Here is a 21,300-nt window from a genome sequence, read left to right as displayed (position 1 = left end):
GTGGTGTTTTTAAATACTACTATCGTTTTGCGAAGAAGTCAACTCCCAACTCCCGTTCCAGCATCTGCTGCTATCACGGTAAAGTGGAACGCATTCCTCGCTCCTGCCAGCGGGTTTAGACGACTACTTGTGATCGTCAATCGAGGCAAGGGCATGCTGCAACGGAATCGGATTAAAATATTCTCTCCACAAACAAATTTGTCCATCGCTTACCTGCACGAGACTGACGTACGATTGGGCATACGCAAACCCGCTTTGCTTCACAGTCCCTTTGCTCTCCATTTCTGCGAAAACAAGCTCGGTCTTCCCATCGCCAACCGGGTACACCCGGATGTTGCTGATTTCCCACGCCGCGTACATCCCGTTCTCTTTTCCAATGAACTGATCAAGCAATTGCAGCAGCTTTTCCTTGCCCTTGATCTGGCCCGCTTGCAGACCGAACGGCATCTCATAGACGATGTCGCTGCTCATCAAGCTCCCCATTCCCTGTATATCCTGGTTAGCCTCCCGTTGAAAAAACTCGCTCACGATTTCCGCTGCTTTCATTCCTGCTCCACTCCTTTTCATTTCTTGGCAAACCTGCCCCCAAAGTATAGCGCCAGCTTTGCCGCAAAATATTGAACAGAATGCGCAAGTTTTTGTGAAAAATCGCGCTCCTTTCAACGGGAGGACGCGTATTTCAACGGGGTCAAGCCCGTCGCTTTTTTAAACTGCCTGGTAAAATGGGCCTGATCCGCGAAGCCGCTCTGGGCAGCAACCTCCTTTAAACTCTTGTGGCCGCAGCGAATGAGCTGCTTGGCCCGTTCCATTCTCAACCGGATCAAATATTGATGCGGTGTCACTCCCGTATGCTGTTTGAACAACCTCACCAACTGTGACAGGCTGATATTGGCAACCACCGCAAGCTCCTTCAAGGAAATGTCCTGTTCCACATTCATGCGCATGTATTCGATTGCGGCCGTCACCTGCTCGTTTGTCGCTGTAGACGATGCCACACTACTTCTGGCGTCTGCGGTATAGTTCCGAAGCAAATGGACTGCCATCGTCGTCGCAAGCGATTGGCTGTACAACTTTCCGCTGGCTCCGCCGTTGAGCACTTCTTCCATCATCCAGCGGGTGAGCACGATCAGCTTTTCGTCCCTGACCAAGGGCTTTTGTTCCAGCTGCCATTTGTCTGTATGCCCAAACCCCGACTCTTCGGCAACCTGGTCGAGAAAAAGCGGATCGATCGCAAGCTTCACAAAAGAGATCGCTCTTGTCCAGCGGCAGGACCACTTCTCGCCCGCTGCTAACAACTGAATATCGCCTGGCGCCAGCTTTTTTTCCGTTCGATTGCCGTGCTGAAAAAACTGCAAGTTCAGCGGCTCCTGTGTGCCATGTATGGCCATGACATGCCTTTTGGCGAGGGAAGCGTCGTACAGGTGGGCAGGCGGTATGTTCTCCCACCGGGAAAGCATGATGTTCGACCACCCCAGATCATCGCTGGACAAAATCGGCTTTGCACCGCTAGATAAAAACTCCTTGATCGCTCCATCCATTGCGCTCACCCTGTCTCCCGAATAGTTTTTTCGTATCAGCCAGTATAGCATACGCCGCTTTTTGCCACAGAGCAGGCGTCACCTGAAAAAGAGCCGCATACGCGACTCTTTTCCTTCACTGTCATAAGCTAATTTGCGGAACTGGCGGCAGTTGGCATCCCGCCTTGCTCAATCACGCGCACAGTCTGGATTTCACCCGTCCCTTTTTGCAAATCGGCTTTTGTAAAGTAGACGAAATACACCTTGCCCTCGATGTCGTTCATCGGCCCGATACCGTCAAAGCTGTTTGGGTACCAGTCAATTTGCACGTCTTTTGATTCGTTGTCGATATATTTGCTGCTAATCCAGTAGCCATGCTGGGGCAGCTCGATCTTCCTCGCTTTGAAAGCTTCCGTTGCCGCTTTGATAAACGGCTCGGCTTGCTCTTTGGACATGGCGGTTGGAAAAACTATTTGGGACTCGGCTTGTGCATTTTGCTGTTTGGAAGCATCCGCAACCGTCTCTTTCCCCTCAAGCTCTTTCGGTGGTGCAGCCTCCGTCATGACCACATTCATCTTGCCATCCAGCACAGATTGCGCATACGTCGCCACGGAAAAACTGGATGCGACAGCGAGCGTGCCGATTGCGGCAAGGCCGAGCAGCAATCGAGACTTCCTGTTTGTTTTTTTGCTGGTTTCCATACGATTCCCTCCCTGCAAGAAATGAGGCCGAACCTCCGGATGTTCGACACCGTTAGCGTATCACCGGCATGTCATCCTTCCATCTGCGTTCTGTCATCGTTTTGCAAAACTTGTCCGTTCGGCACTCGTATATAGACACTCGTCCCTTTTCCCAAACTGCTGACGATGGAAATACTCCCCCCGTGCGCTTCCGCAATCGCCTTGCAAAGGGACAAGCCTAATCCGTGGCCGCTGTACTTTCGATTCCGGGCAGTATCCAACACAAAAAACGGCTGAAACACATCGCTTACATGTTCCGCCGGAATGCCGCAGCCCTTATCGCTTACACAGAAGACAACAAACTCCCCTTCCGCATAAACACTGAGGAAAATCGTCTCGTGATAACCCGACGCTTTCGAGGCATTTTCCACCAAATTATTCAGCAAAACGTACAGCAGCTCCTCATCCACCAAGGCAGTCTCCACGACGGATTTCATCACCAATGACTGCCCTTTGCCCGCAAGCGACAACTTCGAGATCATGTCGAGGTGCTCCAAAAGCTGAGCGACCCTGACCTGTTCTTTTCGCACCACTCGCCCATTGCCCAGCCGGAACAGATTCAGCAGTTTTTTGGACATGTCATCCAGCCGCTTGCTTTCCGAGTGAATCAGGCGAAGCGCTTTTTGTTTCTCGGCTTGCTCCAGTTCATAGTTTTCCAGCAAACTGGCGTAGCCCATAATCGACGTGAGCGGCGTTTTCAATTCATGGGCAAGGCTGGCAATCAAGGTTTCCCGCTCTTTTACCTCTCTGCGCAGAAGCTCCATGTGGGATTGAACAGCATCGGCCATATGATTGAACTCTAGCGCCAATTGCCCGATTTCGTCCCGGCGAGCCACTGCAATGCGCGGATCGTAGTTTCCCCTGGCAAGTGCTTTTGCTTGCGTACCCAGCTGGGCGAGCGGCCTTAACGCATGACGGATGAGGACATACAAACCGATCGCAAGCAAAATCATCCCTGCGGAAAACCACAGGGCGATTTGTGTAGCGAGAGTCTGCTGACCAGCTACCATGTCGGTCACATCGTTTTCATAGTCGAGACGATAGAGCTGGCTCGCTATGCTCATCCAGCCTGATACAAACAGGACGCTGTGCTCACCCGATTGACGAATCACGAAGCTCCGCCTGCCGTCTTTTGGCGGGTCCAGTTCCATGATCTTTTCATCCGCTGGGGAAAAACTGCTGTACAGCTTTTCTCCATCCAGACTCGTCATCGCGATATAGCTTTTGCCATCTGTATAGTACCGCCCGTAATTTTGTGCCGCTCTCGTCAACAACTCTTGCCGCAACCCCGGATTGAACGCCATTTTCTCGATGGAAGCTGCATACATTTTCATCGCACTCGCAAACATCACATGCCTGTCCAGCGAGCGGCTATATTCTCTCTGCATGCTATGCTCACTTGAGACAGCCGTGATTTGATAGCAAAAGAACAAAATAATCACCGCACTCAAGCCGAATGCCAGCAAATAAATCCGTATCCAAAGAGGCATTTGTCCGTCTGTCCGCAACATCACGCCAGCTCCAATCGGTAACCAACTTTGTGCACCGTCTGAATGTAGCTGGACAGCCCGAGCTTTGTCCGCAGGTTCAAAATATGCGTATCCACCGTTCGCGTACTTCCGTAAAAGTCAAAACCCCACACCTGGCTGAGCAGGCTTTCACGGGAAAAGGCAATGTTCGGGTTTTGCAGCAAAAACGCCAGCAGTTCATACTCTTTCGGCGTCAAAGTAATAAGCTCGTTCGCTTTGTACACTTTGCGCCCAACACAATCTACTTTCACGTCGCCAATCAGCAGCATCTCCTCTGTCTCTTGAACCCGCCTTCTCAGCGCAACTTCCACTCTTGCCAATACTTCCAACAGTTCAAACGGCTTTGCAATATAATCCTCAGCCCCCAACCGCAATCCATGCACCTTGTCCAACACACTCGCTTTGGCAGTCACAAAAATAACGGGTACGTGCTTCTCTTTGCAAATGTCCAGCAACTGGTATCCATCCAGTCCCGGCAGCATGATATCCAGCAATGCCAAATCGTAGCCGCCATCTCCCAACAACTGCTTCGCGATGTGTCCATCCCCTGCGATTTTGCAGTGATAGCCGGAAGCGGTTAACGCCAGCTGAAGCAGCTCGGCGATAGACGGATCATCCTCTGCAAGCAAAATGGAATAAGCCATACGTTCCTCCCCCATTTTTTCCTTCATTCATTATGGCAGCAGCTTCGTATTTTCTTGTCAAAGAAATGTAAAAACCTATCCTTTTTTCGTTCATAGCGAGTGAAGATATTTTTACAATTTGAACGTGCAGGAGAGATACAGTAAAATCAATATATCTTTAGGCTGCAAAAGGTGGTTTTGGAACATGGAAGATGCTTTGCAAACGTGGATGGCTCTCGATCAGTTGTACGTAACCCTCAATCAGCAATTGGAAAAATTCCTTAAATCCAACTACGATTTAACCGTCAGTGAGTTTATGGTCATCACTGTGCTCAACGACGACACTGGCGCGGGACTTACCATCGACCAACTGAGCAAAATGGTCAATCTGAGCCACAGCGCGGTTTCCCGTCTTGTCAGTCGCCTGGAAACTTGCCATACTGTGGAACGCCGTTTAAATGAAACCGATCGCCGCAGCTCATTGGTTCGCCTCTCCGACCAGGGAAGAGCCGATTATCAAGGAATCTTGCCGGACATCACCGCTATTATCCGTAATGGGATGAACAAGAAAAACATCTCGATCACGATTTCATGAACATGCTGCTTTTTCATGAGCGTTGACGAACAAAAAGCATCTTGTTATATTATATGTGCGTGCGCACACAAATAAAAGAGCAGCTTGTATCTTGCTTTTCTACAAGGAGAATAAACCAATGAACAGTCGCCCTCTATCCTTTACCGCTCCCCGTCCTTTCCAAATCTCGGTCGATCAGCAAATCCTCGATGATTTGTCCGATCGGCTCAAACAGACACGCTGGCCCGACCGAATCGAACATACAGGATGGAGCTACGGCACTGACGATGTCGTCTTGCGCGATCTCGTCGCCTATTGGAGCGATGGCTTTGACTGGCGCAAACAGGAGCAAGCCTTGAATGAGCTGCCGCACTATATGACAACGATTGACGGTATCGAGATCCACTTCATCCACCTCCGCGGAAAAAGTCCTTCGGCCAAGCCGCTCCTGATGCTCCACGGCTGGCCCAGCTCGTTTGTGCAAATGGCGGAGATTGCCCCGCTCCTGGCTGATCCGGCCGCTTATGGCGGACAGGCAGATCAAGATTTTGATGTCATCATCCCTTCCTTGCCTGGCTATGGCTTCTCTGGTCTGCCAAGTGAATCCGGCATGGATATCGCCTACATGGCTGACATTTTCTCCACTCTGATGACGAAGGTGTTGGGCTACGAGCGCTATATCGGGAGAGGCAGCGACATGGGACAAGGTGTGCTCATGCACCTCGCTCACAAATATCCAGAGCAGCTCATCGGCCTGCACTTCTCGGGTACGAATCTCCTCGTCGCGGAGGTTCCTGACGATATCACGCCAGCCGAGGCAGAATTTATCGCCAACTCCGCCGCCTGGATGAAATCAGAGTGGGCGTACGCATTGCTGCAAGCGACGAAGCCGCAAACGGTTGCCGTGTCCTTGAACGACTCTCCGGCAGGTCTGGCTTCCTGGGTTTTGGAAAAATTCCATGCCTGGACAGACCGCCCCGATGATTTCGTCAACCGCTATGGACGGGATCGGCTTTTGACGAATTTGACAGTGTATTGGGTGACCCAGACGATCGCTTCCTCGATCCGGTTGTATGCAGAGTGTACGCGCAGCAACAGCTTCCATCTGGATGTAAAAGTCCCTACGTGCATGCTGATGGCCGGCTCCGACATGTTTTTAATGCCACGCGAATGGGCGGCCCGCAGCACGAATATCGCGCGCTGGGTCCAGCTTGATTGCGGAGGACACTTCCTGGAATGGGAGGAGCCAGCGCTGGTCGCCGAAGATTTGCGCGCAGCTTATTTTCAATAACCTCCGCCTCCACGCTCGTGCTTGAAAATAGACCGTCAAACCTCAAGAACCTGCAACAGCAAAAAAACGCTGTTACAGGTTTTTTGACGTGTCTACCCCGCCTTCCAAAAGGACAGCTCCCTCTATCTTATCTCCAAAATGTCTCGAATCCCCTCCTCCGTAAGCTTCCACGATTGATTTTCCCCCGGTTGAATAACTTCTTGAAAAAGCTTTTGTTTACTGGTTTGCAACTCATGTATTCTCTCTTCAATCGTTCCTTGCGCGATCAGCTTGATGACTTGAACGTCTTTCTTTTGCCCCAAGCGATACGCGCGATCGGCTGCCTGCTGTTCCACAGCCGGATTCCACCAGAGGTCGTACAGGATAACCGTGTCTGCCCCTGTGAGATTCAAGCCTGTCCCTCCCGCTTTTAGCGAAATGAGAAACACTTCCCTCTCTCCCTTGTTAAACCGATCGCACAGCTGTACCCGCTCCTTGGCGGCTGTATTACCGTCCAGGTAGAAGTGGCTGCATTCCTTTTGACTCAATTCCTTGCTAATGATCGCAAGCATCTCCGTGAATTGCGAAAAGATGAGCATTCTCTTGCCTTGCTGCCGATACTCCACCACCAGTTTGCCGAGCTGCGCAAGCTTCGCCGAGCCTCCTGCATACCCTTCCAAAAACAAACCCGGATGACAGCAAAGCTGGCGCAACCTCGTCAAGCCAGCCAAGATTTTCATCTGATTTTCCTGAAAAGTATCCTTGCCGACATGCTTCAGGGAAACATGCTTGAGCCTCGCCAAGTAAGCGGCGTACAGCTTTTTTTGTTCAGGCAGCAAGTCGGAGGTCAGAATGGTTTCCATTTTGCTTGGCAGCTCTCTGAGCACTTCTGCCTTCATCCGGCGAAGCATGAACGGCGCGATCAGCTGTGCTATTTTTTCGCGCGAAAGCTCATGAAAAACTTGGCGATCCGGCATTAACCCCGGAAAAACAACGTGGAAAATCGCCCAGACATCCTCGATGTTATTTTCAATCGGCGTGCCTGTCAGCGCAAAGCGATTGGCGGCCTGGAGTTTTTGGAGCGCCTTTGCCGTCAGCGAATCGGCGTTTTTAAAAGCTTGTGCCTCATCGAGAAACAGCGTATGAAACACCCTTTTTTGATAGAAATGACTGTCCATTCGCAATAACGGATACGACGTGATGAAAACGTCTGTCTCACTGGCCCGCTCCAGCGCCGCTTTTCTTTCTTGATGAAGACCATCCACAACCGTAACACGTACTTCCGGTGTGAACCTGGCAAACTCGTGCAGCCAATTGTACATAAGCGAGGAAGGCGCTACGACCAGAACTGGTTTGCCCTGCGCCCTGATCTCCGATAGCTCTGCGGCGATGAAGGCCAAGCTTTGCAGCGTTTTCCCCAGCCCCATATCATCCGCAAGAATCCCGCCGCAGTTATTTTGGGCTAAACGCTTCAACCATTGGAACCCCTCTTGTTGATAGCTTTTCAAAATGGGCGCAAGCTGCGGAGGAAGGGGAAAGTCGGACTTCCTCGGATTTTTCAGTTCCTCCACCCACTGTTGAAAAGAGCTTCCTTTCGTCAGGATACTCTCTGGTGTCTGTGCCATTTGCTGTAGACCAAAAACAAACGGGACACGAATTTTGCCCTCCACGACCTGCGCTCTGCCCCTGTTCAGCTGTTCAAGCAACATGCCCACATCTGCAAACTGCTTTGCCTCCAAAGACAGCAAGCGGCCATCCCGCAGTCGGTAAAACTTCCTTTTTTCACTCAAGCTCAGCAATACTTCGCGAATCTCTACTTCCGGAACTCCCCGCATATCAAACTGAAAGATGAGCCAATCGGTGCGCTCGTCAACCTCCACCCTGACCGTTGGCCGCGTATCTGCTTTACATATGCGGTCCCGCACCGCTGTTGTGGCATGGATTTCTACATGCGATTGCAGCTGCGGAACCATGTGGACCAAAAAATGGTACTCCTCTTCATCGTTGCTCCAATAATAGCCGCTCTCCGTTCGCGTACCGAGGCTCTCTTTCATTAGCCGAAGAATTTCCTGCTCCTTCTCTCCCAGTTGGCTGAGGCGTGCTTCGGTTGAGATGTCGTCATGCATGGCTTCCAATGGATTCATGACGATCGCATCATAGTGAAACTCCAAACCCGCCAGCAGCCTGTTTTTGATTCTGTCCAGAAACAGCTTGCCTTTGAAACGAGCCGTTGCTTTTCCTTTTGCCAGGTCGTCGATGCCTAAATCCCCTGCCAAGCTGCGTGCCGGCGTAGGTTCCGGGTGCTCGATCCTTTTTGCAGCTGATAATGGCGAAGGAGTCTGGCGCGGAGAAACTTGCTGGGTAGGTAAGCCATTGACCTGTATATCGTGCAAGCAGAGGAGAACAGCCGCAACGTGCTGGCAGCTTTTGTGGTAAGAAGAGAGTCTCGGGCAGGTGCACTCCGCGTAGATGTATCCGTTATTGTCCTTTTTAATCGTGACGTCGAACAGCGCTCCGCTATTTACAGTCGCCCGGAAAATCGACTGGCCGGGATGGTAATGGATGAGCTTTACCCGCTTTTCTGCAAAGTACCTCTTCCCTTTTTTAAACGAGATATCGCCGCATATTTGTTTGATTTTTTGCTGATTGAGAAAGTAGTTCATGGGGTGGCTCCTTATAGAATCCGTGTTTGATTTTATTTGCGTGCGCATGCATATATAAAATATCAATTTTGAGGGGGAGTGGCAACTTTTTTGTTATCGAGAGAGCCACCCCCTTCTGCTGCCAGCTCGGTTTATTTTCGCGTAGAAAGTCGGAAAAGCGTTAGCTGTGTAGGCTAACGAGGCTAACGCTCTCCGCTTTCGTATAAATGGCAGGCTACACAATGGTTGGGAGCTGCTTCTTGTTTAACGGGAGTCAGCTCTTTGCAAGCTGCCTTCACAAACGGACATCTGGTTTGAAAAACGCAGCCTGATGGCAGATTCAAGGGAGACGGGATTTCGCCGCGAAGGATTACCCGCTCTCTTCTTCGGGTTAGGAATCGGCACAGCTAATCCCGCCAAAATAACTTCATTGACAACGTTTTCACTGAATAATAGAATATATTTAATGACAAGTTAACTTTGATGGAGACTCGGAGACTCATACTTTCTGGCACTTTCATTTTTGAAAGCGCCATTAAAGTATGGGTTTTTTTGCGTGTATCGTCATCTTTGTTAGAAATTACTTTAGGGGAGGAATACGATGCTCAAACTGTTTAGGCCTGCACCGCCTATTGACAGATTGCCTGACGAACAAATTGATTCTGAGTATAAAAAGCTCAGGCTTCAGGTGTTTTTAGGAATCTTCATTGGTTATGCGGCGTACTATCTCATCCGCAAAAACTTCTCGCTCGCCATGCCTTATTTGATTGAAGAAGGATTTACAAAATCAGAGCTTGGTTTTGCCTTATCTGCCATTTCGATTTCCTACGGGATCAGCAAGTTTGTAATGGCCATTTTTTCAGACCGAAGCAACCCGCGAATGTTCTTACCCGCCGGTTTGATTCTTTCTGCACTTATCAGTTTGCTGATGGGCGTTGTCCCTTACTTCACCTCATCCGTCACGATTATGTTTGTAATGCTATTCCTGAACGGTTGGTTCCAGGGAATGGGCTGGCCTCCATCTGGACGTGTCCTCGTACACTGGTTTAGTGTAAGGGAAAGAGGAGGCAAAACAGCGATTTGGAATGTTGCCCATAACGTTGGCGGAGGCTTGATGGCCCCTCTTGCTGTTGCAGGTGCAGCGATGTTCACCGGACTTTCGGGTACTATCGGTTCCGGGTATGAAGGCGTATTTATCCTGCCTGCTCTGGTTGCCATTGTCTTTGCATTCATTACGTATTTCTTAATTCGCGATACTCCGCAGTCAGTCGGCCTGCCGCCTATCGAAGAATATCGCAATGACTATCCAACCAAGACGAAGAAAACGTTTGAAACAGAATTTTCCACAAAAGAAATCCTTTTCAAATATGTGTTGAACAACAAATGGGTTTGGGCCATCGCAGTTGCCAACATCTTCGTCTATTTCGTCCGTTACGGCGTTCTGGACTGGGCGCCAACCTATTTGAGCGAGGAAAAAGGCTTTGATATGAACAAGTCGAGCGTTGCTTACTTCCTATACGAATGGGCAGGCATTCCGGGAACGCTCCTGTGCGGCTGGCTGTCCGATAAATTGTTCAAGGGCCGCCGTGGACCCGCGGGGTTTGTCTTTATGCTCGGCGTATTGATCGCTGTTCTGGTCTACTGGTTCAACCCAGCTGGAAATTCCTTAGTCGATATGATTTGCCTGATCGCGATCGGGTTCCTGATTTACGGTCCAGTCATGCTGATTGGTTTGCAAGCCCTTGATTTTGTTCCGAAAAAGGCCGCCGGAACCGCGGCAGGGCTGACAGGTCTGTTTGGTTACCTTGGCGGTACGGTCTCCGCAAATGCATTGATGGGGGTTATCGTTGACGCCTCCGGCTGGGATGCAGGGTTTATGTTGCTGACAGCTTCGTGCGTAGTGGCTGCGCTTGTTTTTGCGCTGACGTGGAATGTGCGGGGGCAGGAAGTCGTTAAAAATCATTAAAATAGCAAAAAGAAGGATGAAAATCGTTGTGATTTTTATCCTTCTTTTTCATGTGATGAATAATCAGTCTTCGCCGGATTTCTTCCTGGTATTCAACTCACCGGATGACTAGCCCCTCTACATAGTCCAAATAGAGAACAATCTTACATCATGGTTAATAAATTAGTGACTGCTGCAGCATTCTCATGGCTTCTCCGGTTGCACCCATCCCCCATTGCGTCGGGAAACAATATACCTTCGTGTTCGGTGAAAACCTTTTCGTCCCCCGCCGAATTTCTTTTGCCTCTCCGTAGAAGCGCTCATCAACGAACAAAATTATTTTTCATTCTGAAGAATCTTTCTGTATTCAACACCGTGAATATGTACAAGTATTTTTCGCTTTTCTAATGCCTCAAAAAAATTCAACATATCACCAAACGGGTTTGCAAAATATTGAATTAAGTGTTTAAAATCCTCAGTTGTTTTCAAGAAGTCATAAAAAAAGTAAGGATCAATATTTCCAATATCGTCTTTATTCCCGAGGGAAACTTCCAATTTTTGTCCGGTATCTAAGTTTTCAAACATGCAATGCTCTCCATGAACATCAAAGTACCAATTACCGCTTAAATGTTCTTCACCGTTTAGTAATTCCGCATTTGAAATTAAGTAGTAACTTCCTTTTATTATCTCTGATTTTTCAGGCTGGTTTGTTTCCAATATTAATTTATCCATGAGTTCTTGCGCAATTTCTTTATAAGCGTCCATTGCTGCCAACAATTCATCTACCGTTTCTTTGGTTAGCGTGTTCATACATTACCGCCTTTTGTGCTATTTATATTTTTCAGATAAAGTTTTCCTTTAATCGTTTCTTACCAACTCCCCCTGCGAATATGCTTCCTTGCAATTTCGCAGAACGTCCAGTTATTCAGGAAGTACAAAAGATATATCCAACCTGCTCCGCACCTTTGCCAAAAATTCTGCCAGTCCCAAAGTCTGCAAGCTTGCATTGCGAGCTTAGTGTTACAACTTTATCATCCAGTCTATTCCTTTATTCATCTGTCTAAAACTGGATTGTCACTGCACAAGCACAACAGCCCTTTTTATAAATAAAAATCCCGATGACCTAACAAAGCATCATCGGGACTTTTCTTGGAGTTTCATACTTTTTTATAACCAAACACTTGCTATATTAGCCCTATCTCCCCTACTCCACCGTAACACTCTTCGCCAAATTCCGTGGTTTATCCACGTCCAGGCCGCGAGAGATCGAAGCGTAGTAAGCGAGCAATTGCAATGGAATGACGGTCAGAATCGGTGCGAGCATTGGCAGCGTGGCTGGCAGGTAGATGACTTCGTCCACACTCTTTGCCAGGTCTTGGTCGCCTTCGGTTGCGAAGCCCAGGACATGGGCGCCGCGCGCCTTGACTTCCACGATGTTGCTCACCATTTTTTCGTAGATGTCTGGTTGTGTAGCCAATGCGACGACTGGTACGTTATCTTCAATCAGCGCAAGAGTACCGTGCTTCAGTTCGCCAGCCGGGTACGCCTCGGAGTGGATGTAGGAGATTTCCTTGAGCTTCAGGGAGCCTTCCAGCGATACCGCGTAGTCCAGGCTGCGGCCGATGAAGAACAGGCTGTTTACCCCTTTTGTGCTCTCTGCAAAATGGCGCACTTGCTCAGCGTCTTCGAGCATCGATGCGATTTTGCCAGGAATGGTTTCCAAGTGCTCCACTACGCTTGCTACCTCGGCCGCTTCCAGCGTGCCTTTTACCTGCGCCAGATACAGGCTGAACAGGTACAGGGCTACCACTTGGGAAGTGTACGCTTTGGTAGAAGCTACGGCTACTTCAGGACCAGCCCAGGTGAAGATCACTTCGTCCGCCTCGCGCGCGACAGAGCTGCCTACTACGTTCGTGATGGCCATGACCTTCACGTTGCTCTTCTTCGCTTCGCGGAGCGCAGCCAGCGTGTCTGCTGTCTCACCGGATTGGCTGATGACGATCATCAACGTTTTGTCCGTGTAAATCGGGTCGCGGTAACGGAACTCGGAAGCTACAGCTACCTCTACCGGTACACGAGTCCATTTTTCGATGACGTCTTTGCCGACCAGACCTGCGTGCATGGAAGTACCGCAAGCGACAATGTAGATTCGGTCGTACATTGCCAGCTCGGCATCGCTCATTTTCAGCTCAGGCAAAATGACGCGTTTGTTCTCGTGGTCAATGCGTGCGCCCATCGTGTCGCGGACTGCTTGAGGCTGCTCATGAATTTCTTTCAGCATGAAAGAATCATAGCCGCCTTTTTCCGCTTGCACCAAATCCCACTCGACATGGAACAGATCTCGCTCGATTTTTTCTCCGTTCTCTGCGTCCATCAGTTCCACGCCGTCGCGAGTCAAAACAGCCATTTCGCCTTCGTTCAAAATGTATACGTCACGTGTATGCTCCAAAATAGCCGGGATATCCGAGCCGATGAAGCTCTCGCCTTGACCTACGCCGACCACAAGCGGGCTAGCCAAACGAATCGCTACCAGCTTATCTGGCTCATGCTCGGTCATGATTCCCAACGCATAGGCACCACGCATACGCTGCACAGCTCGACGCGCTGTAGACACGATATCTCCGTCGTACATGTCAGCCAGCAAGTGAGCGATGACCTCGGTATCTGTCTCGGAAGTGAACGTGTAGCCTTTTGCAAGCAGCTCTTCCTTCAACGGCAGGAAGTTCTCGATGATCCCGTTGTGAACGACAGCAAAAGACGTTTTTGCGTCAGTATGCGGATGGGAGTTTTCGTCAGACGGTTTTCCGTGCGTCGCCCAACGTGTATGCCCGATTCCCATGCAGCCGGAAAGCGGCTTCGACTCCAAACGATCTTCCAGCACTGCAAGGCGTCCCTGCGCCTTTTCCAATTCCAGGCCGTTGTCATTCACTACCGCGATACCAGCAGAGTCATAACCGCGATACTCCAGCTTGCGCAGACCTCCGATAACGATCTCTTGCGCTTGTTTATCTCCAATATATCCAACGATTCCGCACATAAGTGTATGATCCCCTTCCAAAATTGACGGGGACACAACCCAAAACCAATGGTACGGGGGAGTGCCCCCGCCATTCCATGTTTTATGATCTATATTTTTGTACTAATCCGTGGCTTGAAACGTATCACACGCAAAGTTTTGTCCATCAGATCACCCTGATGCTTTGTCCTTGCGTTCTGCGGCAGTGATACTGCTGCCGGGAGGTACCCGCCGAAATCTTCGATAAACCTCCACCTCGTCCACTGGGCTCCATGTCGGGCAGCCACAGTGCTGGCGCTTTACGACTGTTGGTTTCTTGCTTTCCCTCAAAAATGTGTCTGTTCAATCTCCTCCCAATTTTTGCAATTGGTGCTCCGGCGCACATGAACACTGTACCACAGATCGAACGAAGCGACAATATCTTCGTCATTTACATGTATGCAAAAGGGAGTGGCATCGCACCACTCCCTCCGAACATTTTTTATACCAGTTCCTGTTTGACCACGTCGACGATCCGGTGTACAAGCCCTTCCAGCTGAGCAGCATCCGGGCCTTCTGCCATCACGCGTACAATCGGCTCTGTACCGGACGGACGAACCAGCACACGGCCGTTGCCTGCCAGCTCTTCTTCCACCTCGCGGATCGCCTGCTCGATCGCTACGTTGCCGTTCAACTTCGACTTGTCCTCTACACGGACATTGATCAAAAGCTGCGGATACTTGACCATCACCTGTTTCAGCTCGGACAAAGGCTTGCCCGATTCCTTGATGATGTTCAACAGCTGCAAGCCTGTCAAAAGGCCGTCACCTGTCGTATTGTAATCCAGGAAGACGATGTGGCCGGACTGTTCTCCACCGAGGTTGTAGCCGCCGCGCAGCATCTCTTCCACCACGTAGCGGTCGCCTACAGCCGTTTTGGTTGTATGAATGGAGCACTCCTCCATCCCTTTGAAAAAGCCCATATTGGCCATAACGGTTGTTACAACAGTATTGTTGTTGAGCTTTCCTTTTGCTTTCAACGCACGTGCGCAAACCGCCATGATGTAATCGCCATCGATGATTTCGCCTGTCTCGTCGACCGCGATACAGCGATCCGCATCGCCGTCAAAAGAAAGTCCCAGGTCAGCTTTATGCTTCAGCACTTCCTCCTGAAGTCGCTCAGGATGGGTAGAGCCGCATTGTTCGTTGATATTGACTCCGTTCGGGTTGGCCCCGATGGTGATCACTTCTGCGTCCACGTCTGCAAACAAACGGGCTGCCAGCGACGACACCGCTCCATTGGCACAGTCCAAAACAACCTTCAAACCGTCGAAACGCTCGGATACGGTACTTTTCAGGTGAGAGAGATACTTTTGTCCACCCTCGAGAAATTCCAATACCGTGCCGATCTGTTCTCCTACTGGTCTTGGCAAAGTGTCCTCTGCGGCGTCCAGATACTGTTCCACTTCGGCTTCTACGTCGTCGGACAGTTTGAAACCGTTGCTGCCGAAGAACTTGATTCCGTTATCCGGAAACGGATTGTGGGAGGCGGAAATCATGACACCCGCATCCGCACCCAATGCACGCGTGAGATACGCAACACCCGAGGTGGAGATGACACCCAATCTGACCACTTCTGCTCCAACCGAAAGCAAGCCAGCCAAAAGCGCGTTTTCCAGCATTTGTCCGGAAATGCGCGTGTCGCGCCCAATCACCACTTTTGGTTTGCCTTCCTGCTTGTGTCTGGTGAGAACGTAGCCGCCAACGCGACCGATTTTAAATGCCAGTTCGGGTGTCAATTGTGTATTGGCTACACCACGCACACCGTCTGTTCCGAAATACTTCCCCATGTTTGTCCCTCATTTCCTTCCTTGTGCACACAACAGCTTATGTCTACCTTTGTTTGTTCGTGATTTCGATTGTGACCTTTTTCGGTGCGCTCGCAGAAGTCTTGATATAATCCGGCTGATTGAAAATATAATTCAGAGGCACCTCGTACACACCAGCCGGCATATTGCTGACGTCTGCCACGACCTGCAAGTCTTCGTGTCTCAATTGATCCAGCACTTGGGCTGCACCTATTACATCAAAGTCAATTGTAGACAGCTCCTGACCATCGGTGGACAACACCCTGGCTTGCATAGTCTCTGACAACCCGCTGATGCGAATCGGGATTTTCTCCAAACGCTTGGTTGTGGACGGAACTACTTTCAACGATACCTTGAGATACTCCGGCTCTACCTTCACGATGTTATCCGCTAACGGTATCTTTAGCTCCAAAAGACGATCTGATGTAATGTTGCTAAGATCGATTTCCGGTCCTGAGTAGGTGTTCGCCTTCATGGCGTCGATGACCTCTTTCGGACCAAAAACGGTCACTTCATCCACATTCATATCCATACTAGCCAAACTATAGCCATTCGGCATTTCATTCGTCAAGTTTAATTTGATCGGCACTTTCACAAAAGGACTGGTGACCGGGATGTTTACCTCAACCGTCAGCGGAATGACATCCGCCCCTTGAATCACATTTCCTGACTTGTCCACGACTTTGAGTGGGACTGTAGTCTTAATCGCGGAAGTGGCCCCTTCCAGATCGACGGACGCCTTGACTGCCGCCACTTTGTCTACCTGGCTTTCCGGAACTCTGACAAGCGCCCTGAACGGCTTGACGATCGGTTCACCCGCGGTATAGCCGAGAGCTACTTGTCCCAGTTTTTCCACGGTAACTTCCCGTTCCACTGTCTTCTTCTCTTCCAGCGTAATTTCCACGATGTTCGGAATGATGCCCACTTTCACTTCATCCGGAAACCCTTTGTACTGGACAGGAACCCTGTGAGTCCCTTTTCCCAAATTGGTCGCATCGACGTATACTTCCATCGAATCAGCCGGGAAAAAGTTATGGCGGTAAAACGGGTTGTTGCTTTCCAAAGCGACTTTTACCGTTCGCTGCTGCTTGACGACCTGGAAACGATCCGTATCGTACTTGACGTGCAAGGTCACGCCGTCAATAAAGACGGGCTGGCTCGCTTCCGGAGTCGGGGTCTGCTCTGTTTCCAGATTGACGACCATCCACATCATGACAGCCAAAAGCAGCGCCACGGCCCGTGCAAACCAATGACTGTTCAACCATTTATCCATGTTTTCGCCTCCATTGCCAACGACTGCCAATGGACTTGCCCTTTGACAGAGGCTGGAGCTGTTCGGTCAGCATCTCTGCCAGTTGCGCCTCCGTCAGATTTCGGTTCATCGCGCCATGCGCGGCAAAAGACACTTGTCCCGTCTCTTCCGAAACGATAATGGACATGCCATCCGAAACCTCGCTCACGCCGATTGCGGCGCGGTGACGAGTCCCCAGCTCCTTGGAGATGGAGTTGTTCTCGGACAACGGAAGGTAACAGGCAGCAGCCAAAATGACGTCCTTGCGCATGATCACGGCTCCGTCATGCAATGGCGTATTCGGAATAAAAATATTGATCAAAAGCTCCGAGCTCACCCGCCCGTTGATGGCGATGCCCGTCTCTACATAGTCGTTCAGACCTGTCTCGCGTTCAATGACGATCAATGCCCCAATCCGCCGTTTTGCCATGTAGGTAACCGATTTGCACACTTCCTGCACCACGCGGTTTACCATGTCGTCATCTTGCAGGCTGCTCGAACGCGAAAAGAGCTTGCCTCGCCCGAGCTGCTCCAGCGCACGCCGCAGTTCCGGCTGAAAGATAATGACCACAGCCAATACCCCGAAAGTAAACGCCTGGGACATCAGCCAGTGAAGCGTCGTCAGCTGGAAGTATTTGCTGAGAAGCCAGGTGATGACGATAACCATGATCCCCTTCAGCAATTGTACCGCGCGTGTTCCGCGGATGAGCATAATGATTTTATAGATCACGTATGTAACGAGTAAAATATCCGTTCCATACCGCAGTAAATCCCCATAATCCATCGATATCATAACGAAGCCCCCATATCTCGCTCCATCTAAATAAGGTCAGCCTGTCTCCTGCGGAAAAAGCACGGCTCCACTGCCGTGCTGTTGATAGCTGTACTCTCTATTTTCTCTTATGGCAAGATCGGAAGCAAGTCATTTCCAATATTTTTCACCTCATACCAAATCCAATCGAAAATAGCTTCTATAGATTCAGTGTTTCCCACCACCTGAGCGGTAGATGCCACGAACACTTTGCCTTCGATGGCTACGACATTTCCTTTGACGTGTCCTTGAACGTCTACATTGCCGTTGCGCACGACCAAATCACCGTCGATGCTCGTTCCAGCCGGCACCACGACGACGTTGCGTTGCCGATCTATTTTCAACTTATCCATGTTCGCGGAGGATACCTGTAGCGTGTTGTCCCGATCGAACCAGTTCGCGCACAAGCTGCCCGTCATGAGGAACAGAAATACTGCTGCCGCGGTCAAAAACGGGTGATTGCGCAGCCAGCTGGAAAAAAGGTTGGCTTTGGTCGGCGCAGGTAATTGCGCGAGTACGCGTGCAGTAAAATCAGGAGAAACATGAATATGTGAAGCGCTCTGTACAAAAGCGATGGCCCGCTGCAGCTCGTGCATATGCTGGCGGCAGCTCGCACATGACCTTATATGTGCTTGCAAATGCTGATTGGCTAATTCATCAGTGTCCCCATCCAAATATTCGTGAATGAGAATTATCATTTCCCGGCATTCCATCGTGATTTTCTCCTTTCTCACATCAATCGCAACTTGCTTCGCAACGCTTCCCGTCCTCGGTGAATGCGCGTTTTAATCGTCGTAATGGGAAGTTTTACGATATCGCTGATCTCTTGCAACGACAAGTCCTCGATGTAGCGCAAGATCATAATCGAGCGATATTTGGGCTGCAAATGAGACAGGGCATCCTGTACTGTCTCCTGCAACTCCTGCGTCACGACTTTGTCTTCTGGTGTTTTTTCACTAGAAGACAGGCGCGAATACCAGTCCATTCCCTGTCCTGGTTCGGTTTCTTCATCCAATGAAAAGTCAGGTCGTTTTTTACGGCCGCGGTCGATACATAGATTGGTTGCGATCCGGTAGATCCATGTGGAGAACTTGTAGCTGTCATCGTACGAATGCAGGTTGGCATACACGCGCAAAAAGGTTTCTTGCGCGATGTCCTCCGCATCCTGACGGTTCCCTACCATACGATATGCAAGCTGAAAAATCTTGTCTTTATAAATCTCGATCAACTCCGCAAATGCTTCGCGGTCTCCACGCTTCGCCCGCTGAGTCAACCGTTTCTCTACAAAATCCATGCGATCCTCCCCACAATACCGTAATCCTATATACGGATGATACTGCAAATGGTTTCGTTCCAAATACGCGTTTGTGCAGGTAATTTGTTGGGAATTAGAGGAATAAGGCTACTGCCTACCTCTATATATTAGTGATGATAACTCTTTCATCCCTCCGATGGAAAGGAGAGTGGGACGTATGTCAAAACAAGACGTTCTCCTCCAGATCGAGCAGTTGCGCAAAGAACTGAATGATCAGTACAAGAAGCAGGCATCCATCACTCCTGAATTAGTCGCCCTAAGCGTGCAACTTGATCACCTATTAAACGAACTACATCTCCATCCTTAGAATGTACTTCTTTCTTCCACCAATGTAAAGATGCGTAAAAAGCAAAAAGAGAGGCGATTGCAGCCTCTCTTCTTGCTTTTTACCCCTTCATTTTACAGCAATTTATCTCCGAATACAGAGCTCATCAACGCAACGGCAACCCGTGCCGTCATGTTTTCGCGATCAAGGATCGGATTTACTTCCACAAACTCGGCGGAACACAGAATGTCGGCATCAGCCAGCATCTCAAGGGACACATGGCCTTCACGATAGGAAATGCCGCCAATCACCGGCGTTCCTACCCCTGGTGCATCATGCGGATCGAGTCCATCCAAATCCAGACTCAAGTGTACGCCATCTGTGTTTTTGGACACATGGGCAATCGCTTCATCCATCACGCGAGCCATACCCAACTTGTCGATCTCGTGCATCGTGAACACTTTCATGCCGATGCGCTTGATCAAATCGCGTTCCCCTTGATCCAGATCGCGCGCTCCGATGATCACCACATTTTCCGGCTTCAGCTTAGGTGCAAAGCCGCCGATGTTCGTCAGGCGCTGATGTCCGAAGCCAAGGCTTGCTGCCAGCGGCATTCCGTGAATGTTGCCGGATGGAGATGTCTCCCCGGTGTTCAAGTCTCCGTGAGCATCAAACCAGATGACCCCGAGATTTTTCACGTGTTTTGCCACACCAGCGATCGTACCAAGAGCGATGCTGTGATCGCCGCCCAGCACGAGCGGAAAACGGCCAGCGGTCATGATATCGCTTACAACATCAGCAAGCTTTTCATTTGCTTCTACAACTTCATCCAGATATTTATGATTTTCCGTTTCCGTAAAGTGATGTGGACGGGTGACAAAAATATCTCCGCGATCCTCGATGTGAAAGCCCATTTTCTCCAGACGAGCTACTACACCTGCATAGCGGATTGCGCTAGGCCCCATATCTACTCCACGGCGGTCTGCCCCCAGATCCATCGGTACGCCAACAATACTCATGTTCTTGTTCATTATAAATGCCCCCAATTCCTTCGATCGTTGTTGCTTCACCCCTATATTGTAGCCTCCGATGGCGAAATGACTCAACTCGACAGGATTTTGCATAAATAACCCGTTTGTCATGTTATTGTCAAAAATGTCCCTTTTTGGGAAGCACAAAAAAACGAGCAACCGAATCGGCCACTCGCTTTACACAAAACATATGGAGCGGGTGATGGGAATCGAACCCACGCGACCAGCTTGGAAGGCTGGAGTTCTACCATTGAACTACACCCGCACAACTTTATGGAAAACATGCAAAACCCTGCAAAAATGAAGGGTAAAAATGGTCGGGAAGACAGGATTCGAACCTGCGACCCCTTGGTCCCAAGCCAAGTACTCTACCAAGCTGAGCTACTTCCCGATTATAAGGTGAAAATGGCGTGCCCTGAGAGATTCGAACTCCCGACCTTTTGATTCGTAGTCAAACGCTCTATCCAGCTGAGCTAAGGGCACATATTTTTTTACCAGTAAAAACTGGTGAGCCATGAAGGACTCGAACCTTCGACCCTCTGATTAAAAGTCAGATGCTCTACCAACTGAGCTAATGGCTCGCAAATGGCTGGGGTACTAGGATTTGAACCTAGGAATGACGGAGTCAAAGTCCGTTGCCTTACCGCTTGGCTATACCCCAAAAACGCGAAAAAAATGGTGGGGAGAGACGGATTCGAACCGCCGAACCCGGAGGGAGCAGATTTACAGTCTGCCGTGTTTAGCCACTTCACTATCTCCCCATTTTCAGCTATAAAAAGTGGTGGAGGCTGACGGGATCGAACCGCCGACCCTCTGCTTGTAAGGCAGATGCTCTCCCAGCTGAGCTAAGCCTCCGAAGTCCCTCACAAAGTGAAGAGATTGCGT

Annotated in this window: 18 protein-coding genes, 7 tRNA genes and 1 pseudogene; 4 read left to right on the top strand and 22 right to left on the bottom strand. The window is 50.0% G+C overall.

Annotated elements, in window-relative coordinates; translation table 11 throughout:
- Nucleotides 1-123: 123 nt before the first annotated feature.
- The 5 genes from EDM60_RS00130 to EDM60_RS00110 all read right to left on the bottom strand — a co-directional run bounded on the left by EDM60_RS00130 (nt 124) and on the right by EDM60_RS00110 (nt 4,430).
- Nucleotides 124-546, bottom strand: a complete 423-nt coding sequence (locus EDM60_RS00130; RefSeq protein ID WP_167470221.1) for a nuclear transport factor 2 family protein — start codon at nt 544-546, stop codon at nt 124-126.
- Nucleotides 547-659: 113 nt separating this feature from the next.
- Nucleotides 660-1,538 (bottom strand): helix-turn-helix domain-containing protein, encoded by an 879-nt coding sequence (locus tag EDM60_RS00125; RefSeq protein ID WP_233454166.1) that lies wholly within the window; start codon nt 1,536-1,538, stop codon nt 660-662.
- Nucleotides 1,539-1,666: 128 nt separating this feature from the next.
- A complete protein-coding gene (locus tag EDM60_RS00120) occupies nt 1,667-2,218 on the bottom strand; it encodes a hypothetical protein (RefSeq protein WP_122962152.1) in 552 nt (183 codons plus the stop codon).
- A gap of 71 nt (nt 2,219-2,289) precedes the next feature.
- Nucleotides 2,290-3,768: a sensor histidine kinase gene (locus EDM60_RS00115; RefSeq protein WP_122962151.1), complete on the bottom strand. Its 1,479-nt coding sequence runs from the start codon at nt 3,766-3,768 to the stop codon at nt 2,290-2,292.
- Nucleotides 3,768-4,430 (bottom strand): response regulator transcription factor, encoded by a 663-nt coding sequence (locus EDM60_RS00110; protein WP_122962150.1) that lies wholly within the window; start codon nt 4,428-4,430, stop codon nt 3,768-3,770. Before EDM60_RS00110 ends, EDM60_RS00115 begins: the two co-directional genes overlap by 1 nt.
- 184 nt (nt 4,431-4,614) lie before the next feature.
- Here EDM60_RS00110 and EDM60_RS00105 point away from each other — a divergent pair, with 184 nt between their 5' ends.
- Together EDM60_RS00105 and EDM60_RS00100 are read left to right on the top strand one after the other, a co-directional pair.
- Nucleotides 4,615-5,004, top strand: coding sequence for a MarR family winged helix-turn-helix transcriptional regulator (locus EDM60_RS00105; protein ID WP_122962149.1), 390 nt, complete (start codon nt 4,615-4,617; stop codon nt 5,002-5,004).
- Between the two features lie 118 nt (nt 5,005-5,122).
- Complete coding sequence (locus EDM60_RS00100) at nt 5,123-6,274, top strand: epoxide hydrolase family protein (RefSeq protein WP_122962148.1); 1,152 nt, start codon at nt 5,123-5,125, stop codon at nt 6,272-6,274.
- A gap of 122 nt (nt 6,275-6,396) precedes the next feature.
- Here the strand turns inward: EDM60_RS00100 and EDM60_RS00095 are convergent, their stop codons facing one another.
- Both EDM60_RS00095 and EDM60_RS00090 read right to left on the bottom strand, forming a co-directional pair.
- On the bottom strand, nt 6,397-8,916 hold the full coding sequence (locus EDM60_RS00095; protein WP_122962147.1) for a DEAD/DEAH box helicase: 2,520 nt from the start codon (nt 8,914-8,916) through the stop codon (nt 6,397-6,399).
- Between the two features lie 182 nt (nt 8,917-9,098).
- A pseudogene (locus EDM60_RS00090) lies at nt 9,099-9,281 on the bottom strand (oligopeptide/dipeptide ABC transporter ATP-binding protein); the annotation flags it as partial.
- A 215-nt stretch (nt 9,282-9,496) separates the two neighbouring features.
- Between EDM60_RS00090 and glpT the strand changes: the two are divergent.
- Nucleotides 9,497-10,861 carry a glycerol-3-phosphate transporter gene (gene glpT / locus EDM60_RS00085; RefSeq protein ID WP_122962145.1) on the top strand — a complete coding sequence of 455 codons (1,365 nt, stop codon included), beginning with the start codon at nt 9,497-9,499 and terminating at the stop codon, nt 10,859-10,861.
- Between the two features lie 315 nt (nt 10,862-11,176).
- Here glpT and EDM60_RS00080 read toward each other — a convergent pair whose 3' ends face one another.
- The 7 genes from EDM60_RS00080 to sigW form a co-directional block, all read right to left on the bottom strand.
- On the bottom strand, nt 11,177-11,650 hold the full coding sequence (locus EDM60_RS00080) for a DUF6896 domain-containing protein (protein ID WP_122962144.1): 474 nt from the start codon (nt 11,648-11,650) through the stop codon (nt 11,177-11,179).
- A 394-nt stretch (nt 11,651-12,044) separates the two neighbouring features.
- Nucleotides 12,045-13,877, bottom strand: coding sequence for a glutamine--fructose-6-phosphate transaminase (isomerizing) (glmS, locus tag EDM60_RS00075; protein ID WP_122962143.1), 1,833 nt, complete (start codon nt 13,875-13,877; stop codon nt 12,045-12,047).
- Nucleotides 13,878-14,337: 460 nt separating this feature from the next.
- On the bottom strand, nt 14,338-15,684 hold the full coding sequence (gene glmM / locus EDM60_RS00070) for a phosphoglucosamine mutase (protein WP_122962142.1): 1,347 nt from the start codon (nt 15,682-15,684) through the stop codon (nt 14,338-14,340).
- 43 nt (nt 15,685-15,727) lie between these two features.
- A complete protein-coding gene (locus EDM60_RS00065; RefSeq protein WP_122962141.1) occupies nt 15,728-16,975 on the bottom strand; it encodes a CdaR family protein in 1,248 nt (415 codons plus the stop codon).
- A complete protein-coding gene (gene cdaA, locus EDM60_RS00060; RefSeq protein WP_007780837.1) occupies nt 16,968-17,786 on the bottom strand; it encodes a diadenylate cyclase CdaA in 819 nt (272 codons plus the stop codon). The genes EDM60_RS00065 and cdaA overlap by 8 nt, the downstream gene beginning before the upstream one ends.
- A 107-nt stretch (nt 17,787-17,893) precedes the next feature.
- A complete protein-coding gene (locus tag EDM60_RS00055; RefSeq protein ID WP_122962140.1) occupies nt 17,894-18,517 on the bottom strand; it encodes a zf-HC2 domain-containing protein in 624 nt (207 codons plus the stop codon).
- Between the two features lie 17 nt (nt 18,518-18,534).
- Nucleotides 18,535-19,098, bottom strand: coding sequence for an RNA polymerase sigma factor SigW (gene sigW, locus EDM60_RS00050; protein WP_063229047.1), 564 nt, complete (start codon nt 19,096-19,098; stop codon nt 18,535-18,537).
- A 178-nt stretch (nt 19,099-19,276) separates the two neighbouring features.
- Between sigW and EDM60_RS00045 the strand changes: the two genes are divergently transcribed.
- Nucleotides 19,277-19,426, top strand: coding sequence for an aspartyl-phosphate phosphatase Spo0E family protein (locus EDM60_RS00045; RefSeq protein WP_063229046.1), 150 nt, complete (start codon nt 19,277-19,279; stop codon nt 19,424-19,426).
- Between the two features lie 92 nt (nt 19,427-19,518).
- Here the strand turns inward: EDM60_RS00045 and rocF are convergent, their stop codons facing one another.
- The 8 genes from rocF to EDM60_RS00005 form a co-directional block, all read right to left on the bottom strand.
- A complete protein-coding gene (gene rocF / locus EDM60_RS00040) occupies nt 19,519-20,415 on the bottom strand; it encodes an arginase (protein WP_063229045.1) in 897 nt (298 codons plus the stop codon).
- A gap of 191 nt (nt 20,416-20,606) precedes the next feature.
- A tRNA-Gly gene (locus EDM60_RS00035) sits at nt 20,607-20,680 on the bottom strand.
- Between the two features lie 49 nt (nt 20,681-20,729).
- A tRNA-Pro gene (locus EDM60_RS00030) sits at nt 20,730-20,806 on the bottom strand.
- 15 nt (nt 20,807-20,821) lie between these two features.
- Nucleotides 20,822-20,898: transfer RNA gene (locus EDM60_RS00025), tRNA-Arg, on the bottom strand.
- Between the two features lie 22 nt (nt 20,899-20,920).
- A tRNA-Lys gene (locus tag EDM60_RS00020) sits at nt 20,921-20,996 on the bottom strand.
- Between the two features lie 5 nt (nt 20,997-21,001).
- Nucleotides 21,002-21,076: transfer RNA gene (locus EDM60_RS00015), tRNA-Gln, on the bottom strand.
- Nucleotides 21,077-21,091: 15 nt separating this feature from the next.
- A tRNA-Tyr gene (locus tag EDM60_RS00010) sits at nt 21,092-21,176 on the bottom strand.
- An 18-nt stretch (nt 21,177-21,194) separates the two neighbouring features.
- Nucleotides 21,195-21,270 (bottom strand) — tRNA-Val (locus tag EDM60_RS00005).
- Nucleotides 21,271-21,300 lie beyond the last annotated feature (30 nt).

The sequence above is a fragment of the Brevibacillus parabrevis genome, assembly GCF_003710905.1.
Taxonomy (GTDB): Bacteria; Bacillota; Bacilli; order Brevibacillales; family Brevibacillaceae; genus Brevibacillus; species Brevibacillus parabrevis.
Note: the sequence above shows the minus strand (reverse complement) of the source record. Positions and strands in the feature narration are given on the sequence as shown.

Excerpts from the sequence above, each read along its gene's own strand:
- EDM60_RS00130 (WP_167470221.1), bottom strand. The coding sequence starts at position 546 with ATGAAAGCAGCGGAAATCGTGAGCGAGTTTTTTCAACGGGAGGCTAAC.
- EDM60_RS00125 (WP_233454166.1), bottom strand. The coding sequence starts at position 1,538 with ATGGATGGAGCGATCAAGGAGTTTTTATCTAGCGGTGCAAAGCCGATT.
- EDM60_RS00120 (WP_122962152.1), bottom strand. The coding sequence starts at position 2,218 with ATGGAAACCAGCAAAAAAACAAACAGGAAGTCTCGATTGCTGCTCGGC.
- EDM60_RS00115 (WP_122962151.1), bottom strand. The coding sequence starts at position 3,768 with ATGTTGCGGACAGACGGACAAATGCCTCTTTGGATACGGATTTATTTG.
- EDM60_RS00110 (WP_122962150.1), bottom strand. The coding sequence starts at position 4,430 with ATGGCTTATTCCATTTTGCTTGCAGAGGATGATCCGTCTATCGCCGAG.
- EDM60_RS00105 (WP_122962149.1), top strand. The coding sequence starts at position 4,615 with ATGGAAGATGCTTTGCAAACGTGGATGGCTCTCGATCAGTTGTACGTA.
- EDM60_RS00100 (WP_122962148.1), top strand. The coding sequence starts at position 5,123 with ATGAACAGTCGCCCTCTATCCTTTACCGCTCCCCGTCCTTTCCAAATC.
- EDM60_RS00095 (WP_122962147.1), bottom strand. The coding sequence starts at position 8,916 with ATGAACTACTTTCTCAATCAGCAAAAAATCAAACAAATATGCGGCGAT.
- glpT (WP_122962145.1), top strand. The coding sequence starts at position 9,497 with ATGCTCAAACTGTTTAGGCCTGCACCGCCTATTGACAGATTGCCTGAC.
- EDM60_RS00080 (WP_122962144.1), bottom strand. The coding sequence starts at position 11,650 with ATGAACACGCTAACCAAAGAAACGGTAGATGAATTGTTGGCAGCAATG.
- glmS (WP_122962143.1), bottom strand. The coding sequence starts at position 13,877 with ATGTGCGGAATCGTTGGATATATTGGAGATAAACAAGCGCAAGAGATC.
- glmM (WP_122962142.1), bottom strand. The coding sequence starts at position 15,684 with ATGGGGAAGTATTTCGGAACAGACGGTGTGCGTGGTGTAGCCAATACA.
- EDM60_RS00065 (WP_122962141.1), bottom strand. The coding sequence starts at position 16,975 with ATGGATAAATGGTTGAACAGTCATTGGTTTGCACGGGCCGTGGCGCTG.
- cdaA (WP_007780837.1), bottom strand. The coding sequence starts at position 17,786 with ATGATATCGATGGATTATGGGGATTTACTGCGGTATGGAACGGATATT.
- EDM60_RS00055 (WP_122962140.1), bottom strand. The coding sequence starts at position 18,517 with ATGGAATGCCGGGAAATGATAATTCTCATTCACGAATATTTGGATGGG.
- sigW (WP_063229047.1), bottom strand. The coding sequence starts at position 19,098 with ATGGATTTTGTAGAGAAACGGTTGACTCAGCGGGCGAAGCGTGGAGAC.
- EDM60_RS00045 (WP_063229046.1), top strand. The coding sequence starts at position 19,277 with ATGTCAAAACAAGACGTTCTCCTCCAGATCGAGCAGTTGCGCAAAGAA.
- rocF (WP_063229045.1), bottom strand. The coding sequence starts at position 20,415 with ATGAACAAGAACATGAGTATTGTTGGCGTACCGATGGATCTGGGGGCA.